This window comes from Mycobacterium sp. NPDC051804, from assembly GCF_044452905.1.
Lineage (GTDB): Bacteria > Actinomycetota > Actinomycetes > Mycobacteriales > Mycobacteriaceae > Mycobacterium.
In genome coordinates this window covers 81,628-97,181 of the sequence record NZ_JBITCD010000005.1, presented here as the reverse complement: position 1 = coordinate 97,181, position 15,554 = coordinate 81,628, and the positions used below count along the sequence as shown (strand labels likewise).

General features: G+C 65.3%; 17 protein-coding genes and 1 tRNA gene. 9 read left to right on the top strand and 9 right to left on the bottom strand.

Annotated features, from left to right (window positions below; all coding sequences use genetic code 11):
* Window position 1 precedes the first annotated feature (1 nt).
* A complete protein-coding gene (locus ACIA48_RS20105; protein WP_396735367.1) occupies window positions 2–457 on the bottom strand; it encodes a RidA family protein in 456 nt (151 codons plus the stop codon).
* Complete coding sequence (locus ACIA48_RS20100; RefSeq protein WP_014817956.1) at window positions 454–615, bottom strand: DUF4177 domain-containing protein; 162 nt, start codon at window positions 613–615, stop codon at window positions 454–456. Before ACIA48_RS20100 ends, ACIA48_RS20105 begins: the two co-directional genes overlap by 4 nt.
* A 48-nt stretch (window positions 616–663) precedes the next feature.
* On the opposite strand from ACIA48_RS20100, the gene ACIA48_RS20095 reads away from it, so the two are divergent.
* Window positions 664–1,683 carry an ArsA family ATPase gene (locus ACIA48_RS20095; RefSeq protein WP_396735363.1) on the top strand — a complete coding sequence of 340 codons (1,020 nt, stop codon included), beginning with the start codon at window positions 664–666 and terminating at the stop codon, window positions 1,681–1,683.
* Window positions 1,680–2,810: an ArsA family ATPase gene (locus tag ACIA48_RS20090; protein WP_396735360.1), complete on the top strand. Its 1,131-nt coding sequence runs from the start codon at window positions 1,680–1,682 to the stop codon at window positions 2,808–2,810. Before ACIA48_RS20095 ends, ACIA48_RS20090 begins: the two co-directional genes overlap by 4 nt.
* A gap of 4 nt (window positions 2,811–2,814) precedes the next feature.
* On the opposite strand, the gene ACIA48_RS20085 is transcribed toward ACIA48_RS20090, so the two are convergent.
* Window positions 2,815–3,171, bottom strand: a complete 357-nt coding sequence (locus tag ACIA48_RS20085) for a WhiB family transcriptional regulator (RefSeq protein WP_396735357.1) — start codon at window positions 3,169–3,171, stop codon at window positions 2,815–2,817.
* 309 nt (window positions 3,172–3,480) lie between these two features.
* Between ACIA48_RS20085 and ponA2 the strand changes: the two genes are divergently transcribed.
* From ponA2 to ACIA48_RS20065, 4 genes are all read left to right on the top strand, one after another.
* Window positions 3,481–5,955 (top strand): transglycosylase/D,D-transpeptidase PonA2, encoded by a 2,475-nt coding sequence (gene ponA2, locus ACIA48_RS20080; protein WP_396735354.1) that lies wholly within the window; start codon window positions 3,481–3,483, stop codon window positions 5,953–5,955.
* Between the two features lie 90 nt (window positions 5,956–6,045).
* Complete coding sequence (locus tag ACIA48_RS20075) at window positions 6,046–7,002, top strand: metallophosphoesterase (RefSeq protein ID WP_396736774.1); 957 nt, start codon at window positions 6,046–6,048, stop codon at window positions 7,000–7,002.
* Window positions 7,003–7,007: 5 nt separating this feature from the next.
* A complete protein-coding gene (locus ACIA48_RS20070) occupies window positions 7,008–8,123 on the top strand; it encodes a PLP-dependent cysteine synthase family protein (RefSeq protein ID WP_396735351.1) in 1,116 nt (371 codons plus the stop codon).
* A gap of 255 nt (window positions 8,124–8,378) precedes the next feature.
* Window positions 8,379–8,455 (top strand) — tRNA-Pro (locus ACIA48_RS20065).
* Window positions 8,456–8,560: 105 nt separating this feature from the next.
* Here the strand turns inward: ACIA48_RS20065 and ACIA48_RS20060 are convergent.
* A complete protein-coding gene (locus ACIA48_RS20060; protein WP_396735348.1) occupies window positions 8,561–9,334 on the bottom strand; it encodes a sulfite exporter TauE/SafE family protein in 774 nt (257 codons plus the stop codon).
* A 1-nt stretch (window position 9,335) separates the two neighbouring features.
* Window positions 9,336–10,715, bottom strand: coding sequence for a rhodanese-like domain-containing protein (locus ACIA48_RS20055; protein ID WP_396735346.1), 1,380 nt, complete (start codon window positions 10,713–10,715; stop codon window positions 9,336–9,338).
* Window positions 10,716–10,889: 174 nt separating this feature from the next.
* On the opposite strand from ACIA48_RS20055, the gene ACIA48_RS20050 reads away from it, so the two are divergent.
* Both ACIA48_RS20050 and ACIA48_RS20045 read left to right on the top strand, forming a co-directional pair.
* Window positions 10,890–11,477: a rhodanese-like domain-containing protein gene (locus tag ACIA48_RS20050; RefSeq protein WP_396736771.1), complete on the top strand. Its 588-nt coding sequence runs from the start codon at window positions 10,890–10,892 to the stop codon at window positions 11,475–11,477.
* A 116-nt stretch (window positions 11,478–11,593) separates the two neighbouring features.
* Window positions 11,594–11,863 carry a metal-sensitive transcriptional regulator gene (locus ACIA48_RS20045; protein WP_396735343.1) on the top strand — a complete coding sequence of 90 codons (270 nt, stop codon included), beginning with the start codon at window positions 11,594–11,596 and terminating at the stop codon, window positions 11,861–11,863.
* A 28-nt stretch (window positions 11,864–11,891) separates the two neighbouring features.
* Here the strand turns inward: ACIA48_RS20045 and ACIA48_RS20040 are convergent, their stop codons facing one another.
* Both ACIA48_RS20040 and ACIA48_RS20035 read right to left on the bottom strand, forming a co-directional pair.
* On the bottom strand, window positions 11,892–13,118 hold the full coding sequence (locus ACIA48_RS20040) for a cytochrome P450 (RefSeq protein WP_396735340.1): 1,227 nt from the start codon (window positions 13,116–13,118) through the stop codon (window positions 11,892–11,894).
* A 14-nt stretch (window positions 13,119–13,132) separates the two neighbouring features.
* Window positions 13,133–13,519: a nitroreductase family deazaflavin-dependent oxidoreductase gene (locus ACIA48_RS20035; RefSeq protein ID WP_396735337.1), complete on the bottom strand. Its 387-nt coding sequence runs from the start codon at window positions 13,517–13,519 to the stop codon at window positions 13,133–13,135.
* Between the two features lie 116 nt (window positions 13,520–13,635).
* Between ACIA48_RS20035 and ACIA48_RS20030 the strand changes: the two genes are divergently transcribed.
* Window positions 13,636–14,655 (top strand): iron-containing redox enzyme family protein, encoded by a 1,020-nt coding sequence (locus ACIA48_RS20030; protein WP_396735335.1) that lies wholly within the window; start codon window positions 13,636–13,638, stop codon window positions 14,653–14,655.
* Here the strand turns inward: ACIA48_RS20030 and ACIA48_RS20025 are convergent.
* Together ACIA48_RS20025 and ACIA48_RS20020 are read right to left on the bottom strand one after the other, a co-directional pair.
* Window positions 14,635–14,850, bottom strand: a complete 216-nt coding sequence (locus ACIA48_RS20025) for a CDGSH iron-sulfur domain-containing protein (RefSeq protein WP_396735332.1) — start codon at window positions 14,848–14,850, stop codon at window positions 14,635–14,637. The genes ACIA48_RS20030 and ACIA48_RS20025 overlap by 21 nt on opposite strands.
* Complete coding sequence (locus ACIA48_RS20020) at window positions 14,847–15,542, bottom strand: class I SAM-dependent methyltransferase (protein WP_396735330.1); 696 nt, start codon at window positions 15,540–15,542, stop codon at window positions 14,847–14,849. Before ACIA48_RS20020 ends, ACIA48_RS20025 begins: the two co-directional genes overlap by 4 nt.
* Window positions 15,543–15,554: the final 12 nt, after the last annotated feature.

Genomic DNA, 15,554 nt, shown 5'->3' with positions numbered 1-15,554 from the left:
CTCACGCGACCTCGAAGATCACTTCGACCTCGACCGGCGCATCCAGCGGCAGCTCCGAGACGCCGACAGCCGACCGCGCATGTGCCCCGGCCGCGCCGAACACGTCACCGAACAGCTGTGACGCCCCATTGATGACGCCGGGCTGGCCGTTGAAGCCGGGCGCGGACGCGACGAAGCCCACCACCTTCACCACGCGGGCGACCGAATCGATGCCGACGAGCGAGTGCGCGGCGGCCAGCGCATTGAGCGCGCACACCCGCGCCAGCGTCTTGCCGTCCTCCGGGGTGACCTCGGCGCCCACCTTGCCCGCCCGCACCAGGCTGCCGGCCTCCATGGGCAGCTGACCGGCGGTGTAGACCAGGTTCCCGGTGCGCACCGCGGGCACATAGGCCGCCAGCGGCGGCACCACGTCGGGCAGCGTTATGCCCAGCTCGGCGAGCCTGGCCGAGACATTCACTTCGGTCGCTTGAGATACGCGACGTGCTGCTCACCGGTCGGTCCGGGGAGTACCGAAACCAGCTCCCAGCCGTCTTCTCCCCACTGATCGAGGATCTGTTTGGTCGCGTGCGTAAGCAGCGGAACGGTGGCGTACTCCCAGCGGGTTGGTTCGCTCATGTGGCTGAGCTTATCGGGCAGCGAAGTGCACTTGGTTAGCATGCACGGGTGAGCACCACCTCTGATGACCGCAGCGCGGTCGGTTGGCCGTCGCGCCTGACCAAGGCGCGGCTGCACTTCGTCACCGGCAAGGGCGGAACCGGTAAATCGACAATCGCCGCTGCACTAGCGCTGGCGCTCGCCGCTGGCGGACGCAAGGTGCTGTTAGTGGAAGTCGAAGGACGGCAAGGCATTGCGCAGCTGTTCGACGTTCCGCCGCTGCCATACGAGGAAGTCAAAATCGCCACGGCGGACGGTGGCGGCACCGTCAACGCGCTGGCGATCGACACCGAGGCGGCGTTCCTCGAGTACCTGGACATGTTCTACAACCTGGGTATCGCCGGCCGCGCGATGCGACGGATCGGGGCCGTCGAGTTCGCCACGACCATCGCTCCCGGCCTGCGTGACGTGCTGCTAACGGGAAAGATCCGTGAGATCGTCACCCGCGCAGAGAAGGGAAAACACCCGGTCTACGACGCGATCGTCGTCGACTCGCCGCCGACCGGACGCATCTCCCGGTTCCTCGACGTCACCAAGGCGGTCTCACAACTGGCCAAGGGCGGCCCGGTGCATTCGCAGGCTGAGAGCGTCGTCAAGGTGCTGCACTCCGACCTCACCGCGATCCATCTGGTGACCTTGCTCGAGGCGCTGCCGATCCAGGAGACGCTGGAGGCCGTCGACGAGCTCAAGGAGCTGGGCCTGCCTATTGGCAGTGTCATCGTCAATCGCAACATTCCCTCGTACCTGCCACCCGAGGCCCTGGCCAAGGCCGCCGAGGGTGTGATCGATGCCGACGCCGTCCGCACGAGTCTCAGTGATGCGGGAATCACGTTGTCCGGCAACGACTTCGCCGGGCTATTGACCGAGACGATTCAGCATGCCACCCGAATCCAGGCGCGCGCCGAGAGCGCCGAGCAGCTCGACGAGCTCGAGCTGGCCCGTCTGGAGTTGCCGCAGATCTCCGACGGCGTCGATCTGGGCAGCCTTTACGAGCTCGCCGAAGCACTCGCTCACCAGGGGGTCCGATGAGTACCACACCACCCGCACTGGACATGGCTTCGATCCTGTCCGACACCTCGAATCGGGTCGTGGTGTGTTGCGGCGCAGGCGGTGTCGGCAAGACCACCACTGCCGCGGCGATGGCATTGCGAGCCGCCGAGTACGGCCGCACTGTCGTGGTGCTGACCATCGACCCGGCCAAGCGACTGGCTCAGGCCCTCGGCATCAAAGATCTGGGCAATACCCCGCAGCGGGTGCCGCTTGCACCTGAGGTCCCGGGCGAGCTACACGCGATGATGCTCGACATGCGTCGCACGTTTGACGAAATGGTTATCCAGTACTCCGGACCCGAACGCGCACAAGAGATTCTGGACAATCAGTTCTATCAAACCGTCGCGACGTCACTGGCGGGCACGCAGGAATACATGGCCATGGAGAAGTTGGGCCAACTGCTCGGCGAGGACCGCTGGGACCTCGTGGTCGTCGACACTCCCCCGTCACGCAATGCGTTGGACTTCCTTGATGCGCCAAAACGGTTGGGCGGCTTCATGGACAGCCGGTTGTGGAAGTTGCTGCTGGGCCCTGGCCGCGGTATCGGCAAGCTGGTGACCGGGGCGATGGGGCTGGCAATGAAGGCACTCTCGACAGTGCTCGGTTCTCAGATGCTCGGCGACGCAGCAGCTTTCGTGCAGTCCCTGGACGCCACGTTCGGCGGCTTCCGGGAGAAGGCCGACCGCACCTACGAGTTGTTGAAGCGGCGGGGAACACAGTTCGTCGTGGTGTCGGCCGCCGAGCCCGACGCGCTGCGTGAGGCGTCGTTCTTCATCGACCGGCTCTCACAGGAGCACATGCCGCTGTCAGGGCTGATCCTCAACCGCACCCATCCGATGCTGTCGTCGCTGCACGCCGACAAGGCGGATGAGGCCGCGGACGCCTTGGAGGCCGCCGATCCGGACTCGCTCACCGCTGCGGTGCTACGGATTCACTCCGACCGCGCAGGACGGTCCAAGCGGGAAATCAGGCTGCTGTCACGGTTCACGGGCGCTAATCCACACGTGGCGATCGTGGGTGTGCCGTCGTTGCCGTTCGACGTCTCCGACCTGGAGGCGCTGAGGGCGATCGCCGATCAGATCACCGGCGAGACGGCTGCGGCTTAGCGGTTTAAACCGCGCTGCGGTGCTTGCGCTGGGCGGCGAAGAACTCGGCCCAGGAAACCACCTCGGGGTGCTGCTTGAGCAGGGCGCGGCGCTGACGTTCGGTCATGCCTCCCCACACACCGAACTCCACCCGGTTGTCGAGCGCGTCAGCGCCGCATTCCAGGATCACCGGGCAGTGCCTGCAGATGACCGCGGCTTTACGCTGCGCGGCTCCGCGAACGAAAAGTTCGTCGGGGTCAGCCTGACGACAGCGTGCCTGGGAAACCCAGGCGATGCGGGCCTCGGCCTCGGCGCCTTGGACGACACTGGGAGCAGTAATGGTCATGCTTGTTCTCCGCGCTGCAGGCCTCATACCGGACACCAGCGATCCCCTTCGTTCCGGCCGCCCCCCGATGACGGCTTACTCTCCTGGTGTAGAACGCGATAGTGCGTTCTACGTCACTATGCGAGGGTCTAGTGTGACCTGCATCGCACCGTTTGCACAACTTAAGTGGTCAGGGCGCTTCTGCGCAATACATACGGGGCCCTTTTTTTGGGACGACCGTGCAGTCCCTAAGCGATCTCTAAGCGAATTTGACGCGGCTGCTGGTCGGAGCCCTGACGAGGGCCAGCAACCGGCACGGTGAATCTGCGAATTTCGTCGTCAGAATCCGCTGGCTACTCTGTACGCATGCCGGAGACCCCGCCGTCCCCACCGCCAACAGCGGTGACGGTGATCAAGCTCGCGTGGTGCTGTGTATTGGCCAGCGTCGTCCTCGCGGCACTGATGTTCCCGGTGGTGGGAGGCTTCGGGCTGGTGTCCAACCGGGCATCCGATGTGGTTGCCAATGGTTCGGCACAGCTGGTGGAGGGCGAGGTCCCGCAGGTTTCGACGATGGTCGACGCCAAGGGCAATGTGATCGCGTGGTTGTACAACCAGCGACGGTTCGAGGTGCAGAGCGACCAGATCGCCAACACCATGAAGTTGGCGATCGTATCCATCGAGGACAAGCGGTTCGCCGAGCACAACGGTGTGGACGTGCAGGGCACCCTGACCGGCCTGTCGGGCTATCTGTCCGGAAACCTCGACACCCGCGGTGGCTCGACAATCGAGCAGCAGTACGTCAAGAACTATCAATTGTTGGTGATCGCGCAGACCGACGCGGAGAAGCGCGCGGCCATCGAGACCACACCGGCCCGCAAGCTGCGCGAAATCCGGATGGCGCTCACGCTGGACAAGACCTTCACCAAGCCGGAGATCCTCACCCGCTATTTGAATCTCGTCTCGTTCGGTAACGGGGCGTTCGGCGTGCAGGACGCCGCGCAGACATACTTCGGCATCAACGCCACCGACCTGAACTGGGAGCAGGCCGCCCTGCTGGCCGGCATGGTGCAGTCGACGAGCACCTTGAACCCCTATACGAATCCCGAGGGTGCGCTCGCCCGTCGCAACGTGGTGCTGGACACCATGATCGAGAACATTCCTGAAGAGGCCGCGGCGCTGCGGGCGGCGAAGGAGAAACCGCTGGGCGTGCTGCCGGTGCCCAAGGAGCTGCCGCGGGGCTGCATCGCCGCCGGTGACCGGGCATTCTTTTGCGATTACGCCCTCGAATATCTCGCGCGCGCCGGGATCAGCAAAGATCAGGTCGCCAGGGGCGGCTACCTGATCAAGACCACCCTCGACCCCGATGTGCAGATCCCGGTGAAGACCGCGGTCAACGAGATCGCCAGTCCCGACCTCGACGGTGTCGCCAGCGTGATGAGCGTGATCAGGCCGGGTAAGGAGTCTCATCCGGTCCTCGCAATGGCCAGTAACCGCACCTACGGCCTGAACCTCGAGGCCGGCGAAACCATGCAACCTCAACCCTTCTCTCTGGTCGGCGACGGCGCAGGGTCGGTCTTCAAAATCTTCACGACCGCCGCCGCTATGGACATGGGGATGGGCATCAACGCCCAGCTGGACTCGCCGGCCCGGTTCCAGGCCAAGGGTCTCGGCTCAGGCGGGGCCAGGGGCTGCCCGCCCGCGACGTGGTGTGTGCAGAACGCGGGCAACTACCGCGGCACCATGAACATCACCGACGCATTGGCCACGTCGCCGAACACGGCTTTCGCCAAGCTGATTTCACAGGTGGGTGTGCAGCGCACCGTCGACATGGCGGTCAAGCTCGGCCTGCGATCCTATGCGTTGCCGGGTACCGCCCGCGACTACGACCCGGAGAGCAACGAGAGCCTGGCCGACTTCGTCAAGCGCCAGAACCTCGGCTCGTTCACGCTCGGCCCGATCGAGGTCAACGCACTTGAGTTGTCGAACGTCGCGGCGACCCTGGCGTCCGGCGGCATGTGGTGTCCGCCCAATCCGATTGCCGAGGTGATCGACCGTGACGGCAAGCAGGTGTCGGTGACAACCGAAACCTGCGAACAGGTGGTGCCGGAGGGGTTGGCCAACACCCTCGCCAACGCGATGAGCAAGGACGACACGGGCGCGGGCACCGCCGCGGGCGCCGCGGGTTCGGTGGGCTGGGATCTGCCGATGTCGGGCAAGACCGGTACTACCGAGGCCAGCCGCTCGGCAGGCTTCGTCGGTTTCACCAACCAGTACGCCGCCGCCAACTACATCTACGACGACTCGACCGCGCCGGGCGCGCTGTGCTCCTACCCGCTTCGCCAGTGCGGCGGCGACGGCAACCTATTCGGCGGTAATGAACCCGCCCGGACGTGGTTCACGGCGATGAAGCCGATCGCCAACAACTTCGGTCCGGTTGCGCTCCCGCCGACCGACCCCCGTTACGTCGACGGTGCGCCGGGCGGACGGGTGCCGAGCGTCGCGGGGTTGAATGAGAGCACCGCCCGGCAGCGCCTGCGCGACGCCGGATTCCAGGTCGCCAACGAATCGACGCCGGTGAACAGCGGCGCGTCGTATGGGTCAGTGGTGGGCACGTCGCCGGCCGGGCAGACGGTGCCCGGGTCGATCATCACGATCCAGATCTCCAACGGCATCCCGCCCGCACCGCCACCACCACCGCCCGGTGCGATTCCGGGCCTGCCGCCGCCGGTCGGGCAGACGGTCGTCCAGATTCCTGGATTGCCGCCGATCACGGTCCCGGTGCTGGGTCCACCACCACCGGCACCACCCCCGGGGTTGCCGCCTCCGCCGCCACCTCCATAACGGTGTGTGGTCTGGCCCACGCTGGCCGGGTGAAATCGCTGTGAACGGCGGGCTGGCAGTAAGCTCTGCTGCATGTCCGCGTCTTCGGTCATGAAGGCCGCCTCGGTCCTCAAAGGCACAGCAGTCGTCGCTGCCGGTTCGCTGGTCGCGGGGGTCGGCTATGCATCGCTCATCGAGCGCAATGCATTCGCCGTGCGCGAAGTGACGATGCCGGTGCTCTCGCCGGGATCGTCTCCGCTGAAGGTTCTGCACATCAGCGACATCCACATGCGTCCGCAACAGCGCCGCAAGCAGGAGTGGCTGCGAGAGCTTGCGCGGCTGGAACCGGACTTCATCGTCAACACCGGCGACAACCTGGCCCACCCCAAGGCCGTGCCTGCCGTCGTGCAGGCGCTCGGCGACTTACTTGCGGTGCCAGGTGTTTTCGTGTTCGGCAGCAATGACTACTTCGGCCCGAAGCCGAAGAATCCGCTGAACTATCTGACCAACCCGGAGCACCGCCTGCATGGCGAGCCGCTGCCCTGGCAGGATCTGCGCGCGGCGTTCACCGAGCGCGGCTGGTTGGACATGACGCATACCCGGCGCGAGTTCGAGGTGGGCGGCCTGCTGGTCGCGGCCGCGGGCGTCGACGATCCGCACCTCAAGCGCGACCGCTACGAAACGATCGCCGGAGCCGCCAACCCCGCGGTGAACCTACGGCTGGGCCTGACGCATTCGCCGGAGCCGCGCGTGCTCGACCGCTTCGCCGCCGACGGCTACCAGCTGGTCATGGCGGGCCACACGCACGGCGGCCAGCTGTGCCTGCCGTTCTACGGCGCGATCGTCACCAACTGCGACCTGGACCGGTCGCGGGCCAAGGGTGCTTCGCAGTGGGGTGCCCACACCCAGCTGCATGTCTCCGCGGGCATCGGTACGTCGCCTTATGCGCCCCTGCGGTTCTGCTGCCGTCCCGAGGCCACGTTGTTGACGCTGGTCGCCGCCCCGATCGGTGGGCACTACACCGGGATCCAAGAAGGTCAGTCGCACCCGAGCGTCTCGGTGCGCTGAGCACCTTGAGCGCACCAGCCAGTGCCAGTAGGGGCCGGCCACGCGCGTGGGTGGACAACGCGGTCCGGCTGATCGAGGCCGACGCGCGCCGTAGCGCCGACACGCATCTACTGCGCTATCCGCTGCCGACTGCATGGTGCGACGTTCTCGATCCGGCTGTCGACGTCGAGCTCTACCTCAAGGACGAGACCACCCACATCACCGGCAGCCTCAAGCACCGATTGGCGCGGTCGTTGTTCCTCTACGCGTTGTGCAACGGGTGGATCGACGAGAACACCACCGTGATCGAGGCGTCATCGGGATCGACGGCGGTATCGGAGGCGTATTTCGCGGCGCTGCTTGGGCTGCCGTTCATCGCGGTGATGCCGAGTTCAACAAGCGCGAGCAAGATTGCTTTGATCGAATCACAAGGCGGCCGTTGCCATTTCGTGGCCGAGTCATCACAGGTTTATTCGGAGGCCGAACGGCTGGCCGCAGAGACGGGCGGCCACTACCTCGATCAGTTCACCAACGCCGAGCGTGCCACCGACTGGCGCGGCAACAACAACATCGCCGAGTCGATCTTCGATCAGATGCGTGCGGAGGCTCACCCTGTGCCCGACTGGATCGTGGTCGGAGCGGGCACCGGTGGCACCAGCGCGACGATCGGCCGCTTTATCCGCTACCGCCGCTACGAGACGAAGCTGTGCGTGGTCGATCCGGAGAATTCGGCGTTCTTTCCCTCGTATGCGCAGGGCCGCAGCGACGTCGTGACGGGCATGTCGTCACGGATCGAGGGCATCGGCCGCCCTCGGGTGGAGCCGTCGTTTCTCCCTGACGTCGTGGACCGCATGGTGGTTGTGCCCGATTCGGCGTCGGTCGCCGCCGCGCAGCATACGAGTGCTGTGTTGGGGCGACGGGTCGGCCCATCGACGGGGACGAATCTGTGGGGGGCTTTCGGGTTGCTCGCGGAAATGGTCGCGAACGGGCGCAGCGGGTCAGTGGTGACCCTGCTCGCCGACAGCGGCGACCGCTACGCGGACACCTACTTCTGTGACGAGTGGCTTACCAGCCAGGGGCTGGATCCCTCGGCGTGGGCCGAGGTGCTGGTCGAGTTCGAACGCTCTGGCCGCTGGCCCTGATCGTCGGACCGGCCCATGAGGGGGCCGTCGGAGGTCAGGAACAGCCACAACGCGGCTAGGGCGAAGAATCCCAGATATATGGAAGCTCCGAGCCCGGTCATTTCTCGCCTCACTTAGTCGTTTTCTACCGTCAGTGTGCATAACGCCACCGACAACCCATATCCATCCCTCGGCGTGTCGTGACGTGCACCTCAATGCACTTCGACGCGTTTGGTGTCGTACCGCGGGTGTGCGATACGCTGTCGTGGCTTCACTCGGGGTGTGGCGCAGCTTGGTAGCGTGCTTCGTTCGGGACGAAGAGGTCGTGGGTTCAAATCCCGCCACCCCGACCAAGGAGAAACCCGCCGGCGCAGCCGAGCGGGTTTTCTCTTGGGCGGGGGGCGTGAGACTTCAAGTGAGAGGCTCCGACCGGTCATTCTGGTCGGGGCCTTCTCGCCTCAGCTGAGGACGAGGGTGTCGACGAGCACGTAGGCGGCCACGACAAACACCAGATAGGCGAACGAGCGCTGCAGCCGGCTGGTGTCGGTCTTGGTGCCGAGATACCCGGCAACCAGTGAGGTGGCCATCGCCGCAACGATGAAAACCGCGGTGATTTTCCAATCGACGCTGACCGACTGCAGGTGCGAGACGACGCCGGTCGCGGAGTTCGCGATGATGATCAGAAGCGACGTCCCGATGGCGGTGGTCATCTCGACTCCAAGCACGACCACCAAGACTGGAATGATGAGGAATCCGCCGCCGACACCGAACAGCCCGGTGAGCAACCCCACCAGCAGTCCCGCCCCAATCGATCGCGGTGCGCAACGCCGCCAGTTGACCTGGCCGGCCCGGATCTCGCAGGCCGTGCCGGTGGACCTCTGGTCACTCAACATACGGACACCGGCGACCACCATCACGACCGCGAATCCGACCATCAGCACCGACTGAGGAAGGTGGCGGCCCAGCGCGCTGCCTGCGACAGTGGCGGGGATCCCGGCGGCGGCGAAGATCGCTGCCATCCGCCACCGCACCTGGCGGGCAAGGATTTTCGGCAGCACCCCGACCGCTGATGCGGCGGCGACGACAATCAGCGAAATGGGGATCGCCTGTTCAATGGTGAACCCCATCCCGTAGACCAGGGCAGGCACGGCCAGGATGGACCCGCCGCCGCCGAGCAGGCCCAGCAGCACGCCGATCAGCGCGCCCAGAGCCAGGCTTATCGCGATCGCCATGTCAGACCGCGGCGTGAGCCTCGGCCCACGCGTTGTACCCACCGAGCAAGTCGGAAACCTGCTCAATGCCCTTGGCGCGCAACAACGACGCGGCCACACTCGATCGCCAGCCACCGGCGCAGTGCACCACGATCGGCTTGTCGGTCGGCACCTCGCCGAGACGCAGACGCAATTGAGCCAGCGCGATGTGCATCGAACCGGGAATGGCGCCACCCTCGCGCTCGCCGATGTTGCGGATGTCGATCAGTGTCACCGCACCGTCATCCAGCAGGTCGTCCAGCGCGGCGACCGTGGTTCGCGGCGCTGCCTGAACCAGATCGGTGAGTTCGGCTGCGAACTGCCCGTCCGGGCCCACATTCAGGTAGCCGATGGCGTCGTCGGACCCGATGCGCGCCAGCCGCAACGCCGCCTGCTGCTCCTCACCCGGATACGTGATCAACGCAATCTGCTCACCGACTTCGGCGACCATGCCGCCAGTTTCGGCGAACCGGCCATCGAAACCCACGTTCACCGTTCCCCGCAGATGCCCGGCGGCGAAGTCCTCGGGGCTGCGGGCATCGATCACGCGGACGCCGGCGTTCAGAGCGGCTCGAATCTGCTCAGGCATCATCTCGGGCACCGTGCGGTCAGCCTGCAGCAGGGGGTGCACACGTTTGTTCATCGCCGCGTCGGAGGAGAAGTACGCCGGCGCGGCGGGCTGACCCGCGGTGAGCATCGCGACGAAGGCGTCCTCAGGCATCGGCTGCACCGACGGATTGCTCACCCGCTGTTCACCGATGGTCGAGGTGAGTTCGGTCGACAAGTTCTTTCCGCACGACGAACCTGCTCCGTGGGCGGGCATCACCACCACGCTGTCGGGTAGCCGCATGAGTTTGTCGTGGAGTGTGCGGTACATCGCGCGAGCCAGGTCGCTGGTCGAGCTGTCACCGATGTTGATCAGATCCGGGCGCCCGACGTCGCCGATGAACAGCGAGTCACCCGTGAGCACGGCCACCGGCTCGGCACCGGCTCGCTCGCGGACGAGCACACTGATCGACTCCCATGTGTGACCTGGGGTCGAGAGAATCTCCAGGTCCACCTCGCCGAGCGACAGGTGCTCGCCGTCGGCCAGCCTGCGGATCGGGTAATCGGTGACGGCGGACTCGCCGAACCCGATCCACGCACCGGTCGCATCGACCAATTCCAAGTGCCCAGAGACGAAGTCGGCGTGGAAGTGAGTGTTGATCACTCCTTCGATGGCAAGACCGAATCTTTCGGCATCGGCCAGGTAGTCGCTGATATCGCGACGCGGGTCGATCACCACCGCGCGGCCACTGGCTTCATCACCGACCAGGTACGACGCGTGCGACAGACACTCGATGTAGTACTGCTCCAAGATCATGACGATCCCCTTTCGATCCGTGTCGGGCGCCGTTTATCGCTCACCCGTTGAGTACATCAGCCATACCCCCGCGGGTATTTATTCCGTCATACCATATACCCCCGTGGGTATGCTGCGATTTAGCTGAAATATACCCCCCTCGGTATAAGAGAAAACAATCCGAAGGAGCCCCGCCTGATGTCCACCGCAACCGTGGACGCCGCAACGCTGCAGACACTGCTAGCCGCGGCCGACCCGCCCCGACTACTCGACGTCCGAACGCCCGCGGAGTTCGAAAGCCAGCACATCGCCGGCGCTTACAACGTGCCGCTCGACCTCCTGCGGGAGCATCGCGACGAAATCATCGACCACCTCGATCGGCAGGTCGTCCTGATCTGTCGCTCAGGGCAACGCGCCGCCCACGCCGACCAGACGCTGCGCCAAGCAGGGCTGACGAACGTAAGCATCCTGGCCGGAGGAATCACCGGCTGGGAGGCCCGCGGGTTCGCCCTCAACCGCGGCACGCCACGATGGGATCTGGAGCGACAGGTACGCCTGGTCGCCGGGCTCATCATCGCCGTCAGCGCGCTACTCAGCGTGTTCGTTTCCGGCGTCGAATGGATCGCTTTCACGATGGGCGTCGGCCTGGCCGTCGCCGCGTTGACGAACACGTGCGCGATGGGGATGCTGCTGGCCCGCCTCCCCTTCAACGGTGCTGGTGCCAAATGCGACGCAGCGACGATCACCAGCCAGCTGCTCAGAGCTGCGAACACACCGAGGTGACGTGCCGAGACCACCTGTCGCCCCAGTGGGAATGCCGAGACAGACAGGATCGTTGACCCTGAACGCCGTATACCCCCTCGGGTAATCTCGGCGTAGCGGCAACGAAAGGAAAGGTCATGGTCGGCGACCAAGAAGCCATCGACGCAGTCCTCAACCGGCTGCGCCGAGCGCAAGGTCAACTCGCAGGCGTCATCTCGATGATCGAGAACGGGCGCGAGTGCAAGGACGTCGTCACACAGCTGGCGGCTGTTTCTCGTGCGCTCGACCGAGCGGGATTCAAAATTGTCGCCACCGGACTGCGGGAGTGCGTCACTGGTGAACAAGCTGGCGACGACAAGCCCATGACCGAAGCAGAGCTGGAGAAACTCTTCCTCGCGCTTGCCTAGACCACCAAAGACCGTCCTTAAAAACGCCCTACGTATCGAACACGATGGGCAGGCTCGTCGGTCCGCTCAACCCGAAGATCGGTTTCCAGGGCGCCGGTCCATCCTTGCGTGCGTTCACTATTCGCCGGGTAACCGTCGTCAACGCCTCGGCGATCTCCAGCCGCGCCAGGTTTGCACCGACGCAGTAGTGCACACCCGCACCGAAGCTCATGATCGGCGGCAGTCCCTCGCGGGTGATGTCGAACCGGTCGGGATCGTCGTAGATCGTGGGATCACGGTTGGCCGCAGCGGTGTTCGCGAAAACCATCGTGCCCTCCGGAAAAAACACACCGGCGAGTTCGACGTCCTCGGTGACGACGCGCAGCAGGGCGTTCGAGATCCCTGAGTGGCGCATCGTCTCGTAGACGGCCGGCACCGCCAGACCGGGGTTGTCCCGCAGGAGCTCCCATTGCCGCGGATGGTCGCAGAGGATCTCGATGGAGGCGGCCACCTGGTTGCGCGTGGTGTCGGTGCCCGCCAGCAGTAGTGCGGCGGCGAGCATGCGCAGCTCTTTACCGCTGAGCCGATCACCGTCGTGCTCGGCGCGGATCAGGTCGGAGAGCAGGTCGTCGGTGAGCGTGTGGCGACGCCGGGCGACCATGTCGTCGACGTAGTCGTCGAGCTCACCCCAGGCGCGGAGAACGTCGGGCACTTCATCAGCCGAAAAGGGAAAAGTGAAGGCCTTGAACACCACGTCCGTCCAGAGCGCGAACTGTTCCCAGTCCTCGCGTGGCGCACCGAGGAGTGCACAGATGACGGGCACCGGGTACGGCCGCGCGATGTCGGTGACGACCTCGCAGTGACCGCGGCGGCTGATCGGTTCGACGATCTCGTCGATGACGCCGGAGATAGTGGCATGCAGACGCTCGACCGCGCGCGGAGTGAACGCCTTGGCCACGACGCTGCGCACGCGCTGATGCCGGTCGCCCTCCATCCCCAACATCGACTCGCCGACCTTGTCCCACAGCGGTCCCGAGCTGACGCCCTGCACGGCGAGAATGTAGCCGGGCGGAACCTGAAAACGATTGTGTCTCAATATAGTTCGAACCAGATCGTATGAAAGTACTTCGGGGCCAAAGGGACCCAGTGCGATTGGGGCCTGCCGCTGTGCCGCCAGCAGCTCGGGGTAGACCTGCGCGGGTGTCGACGTCACGTCGTAATCGATGGTCGGCAGGTCCGCGTCGAACACGCTAGGGACGGCGGTGTTGACGGGCATTCGTTCTCCTATCGTCACGTGCTCTTGGTCAGAACCAGCGCCGCTTCGTCGTAGGGGAACAGGTGGTAGAACGCACGGCCCGGTCCAATGACCAGGGGTGCCGCGTCAGCCTTGCTCGTCAGCCGGGGATCCGTCAGCACGATGTCCTGGCCGCGTTTTCGCAGCACCGCCGATCCGCGTGCCAATACGTTCTTCACCCAATCCGTTTCTGGCCCATAGCCGATGAGAACGACGAAGCCCTCTTTGGTGGGAAAAACCAGCAGAGGCGTCCGGTAGCGCTTACCCGACGTGCGCCCCACGTGCTCGAGCGTGCCCTGGCCGGGAAGCCACGGCGAGATCGAGCGCGCCGCCGGATTGGTGACCCGCCGATTGAAGTTCGCGACCGCGCGAGGCACTCGCATAAGACCCCCTGATCGGTACACGGAAGTGGCACCCGACTGTCAGATACTAGCGAGGTAGCTCTGAGAAGGCCAGGCTGCCGACGTTTGATGCGCGGTCAGCCGGGAATTACACGGCCGTGACGTTGCCATCGACACTTGTCGAACCAGCCCTGCCCCACCCCGCCGGCCCCGTGTCAGCGACGGTGGTGGACACCCTGTCGCGCCAACGCCCGGCCCTGTCCGTGCGCCCGCTCGACGTCCCCCTCTACGAAGCCGACCCGTACGGGCTCGACCTGCAGCTCGCGCTGTGCATCTGCTACGAGTTGCACTATCGCGGCTTCCGCTCGGTCAATCCGCGGTGGGAATGGAATCCGGCATTGCTTCATCTGCGCGGACGCCTCGAGGACGCCTTCCTCGACGCAGTTCGGCGCGACGTCGGCGACATCACGCCGGACGACACTGCCGCAGCGGAGATGGACGCGATTTCCCTCGAGCCCGTCGACGGCGACGGCCCTTCCTATTACCTGCGCGACAAAGGCACCTGGGAGCAGATGCAGGAGTACTTCGTGCATCGCTCGGTGTATCACCTCAAAGAGGGCGACCCTCATGCATTCGCGATACCCCGCCTCACGGGGCCGGCGAAGGCCGCCTTTGTCGCCGTCGAGTTCGACGAGTACGGGGGCGGGCGAGGCGACCAGGTGCACCAGCATCTGTACGCCGAACTGATGGATGCCGCCGGTCTTGACGCCATCTATCTGGCTTACCTCGACCATGTCCCGGCTCAGGCGTTGGCCTCGGTCAATCTGATGTCGGCGTTCGGGCTACACCGTGAATTGCGCGGCGCGGCGGTCGGGCATTTCGCGTCCACCGAGATCACGTCCTCGCCCGGATCACGGCGACTCGTTGAGGCGCTCCGGCGGATGGGCGCACCCGAAGCGTGTGTGGCGTTCTACTCCGAACATGTGGTGGCCGATGCCGTGCACGAACAGGTGGTGCGCACCGACGTCGTCGGTGATCTGACTGCGCGCGAGCCTCACCTGGAGACTGACGTGGTGTTCGGGATCCGGGCGCGCGACGTTGTCGAAGACCGCCTCGCCGCCCATTTGATGGAATGCTGGAGCGCGGGCCGCTCGTCGCTACGACGTCCGCTGAACTGACCGCTTACCGGCTCGCGGCCGGCACCGATGACTGGTGTCACACATCGGATAGTCCTTGCTCCGGCGGCACGTGCAGATCGCGACCATGAAGCGATCGGACTCCACGACGCTGCCGTCGCCCAGCTCGATACGCACCGGCCCCTCCACCATGACTGGCCCGGACGGAACGATGCGCACCGTGCGCTGATCGGTCACGGTTTTTCGGCCCTGATGACGACGAGCTCTTCCTCGCGACGGCCGGGTTCGAGCCTGCCGGTGTCCTCCAGCCAGGCGGCCCGTGACGTCAGCACCGGCCCGAATGGAATCCACTGGTAGGCAACGACTTCCGCGTCCAAACCGACTGAGGCCAGCGCCGCGAGCGTCCGGCGCGGGACCGCGAACTCGGACTGCACCAACAGGAAAGTACCCCCGGGCGCAAGCAGGTCAGGCACCGCTTCGCACAGCGGATCGAGAACCAAACGGCCGTCGTAGCCGGCATCCCATGCGCGTGCCGGTCCGACATCCGACGGTATCGGCGCGTAGTCGACGTCTGGATCGTGTGGGACGTACGGCGGGTTGCAGACGACTAGGTCGAATGGGCCGAACTCTGCCGCGCGCGCCCACGATCCCAGGTGCACATCGACATCAACCCCGGTGGCCAGGGCATTGATACGGGCAGACCGCACAGATCGGGAACACACGTCGAATGCCGCCACCTGGGATGCTTTCTGCTGGCCCGCGGCAATGGCCACCACTCCGCTTCCGGTGCACAAATCCGCTACCCGACGGGCACGCGCAAGGTCGGCCTTCTCCATCACATCGATGAGAAATCGGGAGTCTTCCTGTGGGCTGTACACGCCCGCAGGCGCGATCACACCATCCTGCTCGTCAAGGTAAGCGGTTGTCACACATGGGCCTTT

Coding starts and splice junctions, on each gene's coding strand:
- ACIA48_RS20100 (WP_014817956.1), bottom strand. CDS start 615: ATGAGCGAACCAACCCGCTGGGAGTACGCCACCGTTCCGCTGCTTACG.
- ACIA48_RS20090 (WP_396735360.1), top strand. CDS start 1,680: ATGAGTACCACACCACCCGCACTGGACATGGCTTCGATCCTGTCCGAC.
- ponA2 (WP_396735354.1), top strand. CDS start 3,481: ATGCCGGAGACCCCGCCGTCCCCACCGCCAACAGCGGTGACGGTGATC.
- ACIA48_RS20075 (WP_396736774.1), top strand. CDS start 6,046: ATGAAGGCCGCCTCGGTCCTCAAAGGCACAGCAGTCGTCGCTGCCGGT.
- ACIA48_RS20060 (WP_396735348.1), bottom strand. CDS start 9,334: ATGGCGATCGCGATAAGCCTGGCTCTGGGCGCGCTGATCGGCGTGCTG.
- ACIA48_RS20055 (WP_396735346.1), bottom strand. CDS start 10,715: ATGATCTTGGAGCAGTACTACATCGAGTGTCTGTCGCACGCGTCGTAC.
- ACIA48_RS20045 (WP_396735343.1), top strand. CDS start 11,594: ATGGTCGGCGACCAAGAAGCCATCGACGCAGTCCTCAACCGGCTGCGC.
- ACIA48_RS20040 (WP_396735340.1), bottom strand. CDS start 13,118: ATGCCCGTCAACACCGCCGTCCCTAGCGTGTTCGACGCGGACCTGCCG.
- ACIA48_RS20035 (WP_396735337.1), bottom strand. CDS start 13,519: ATGCGAGTGCCTCGCGCGGTCGCGAACTTCAATCGGCGGGTCACCAAT.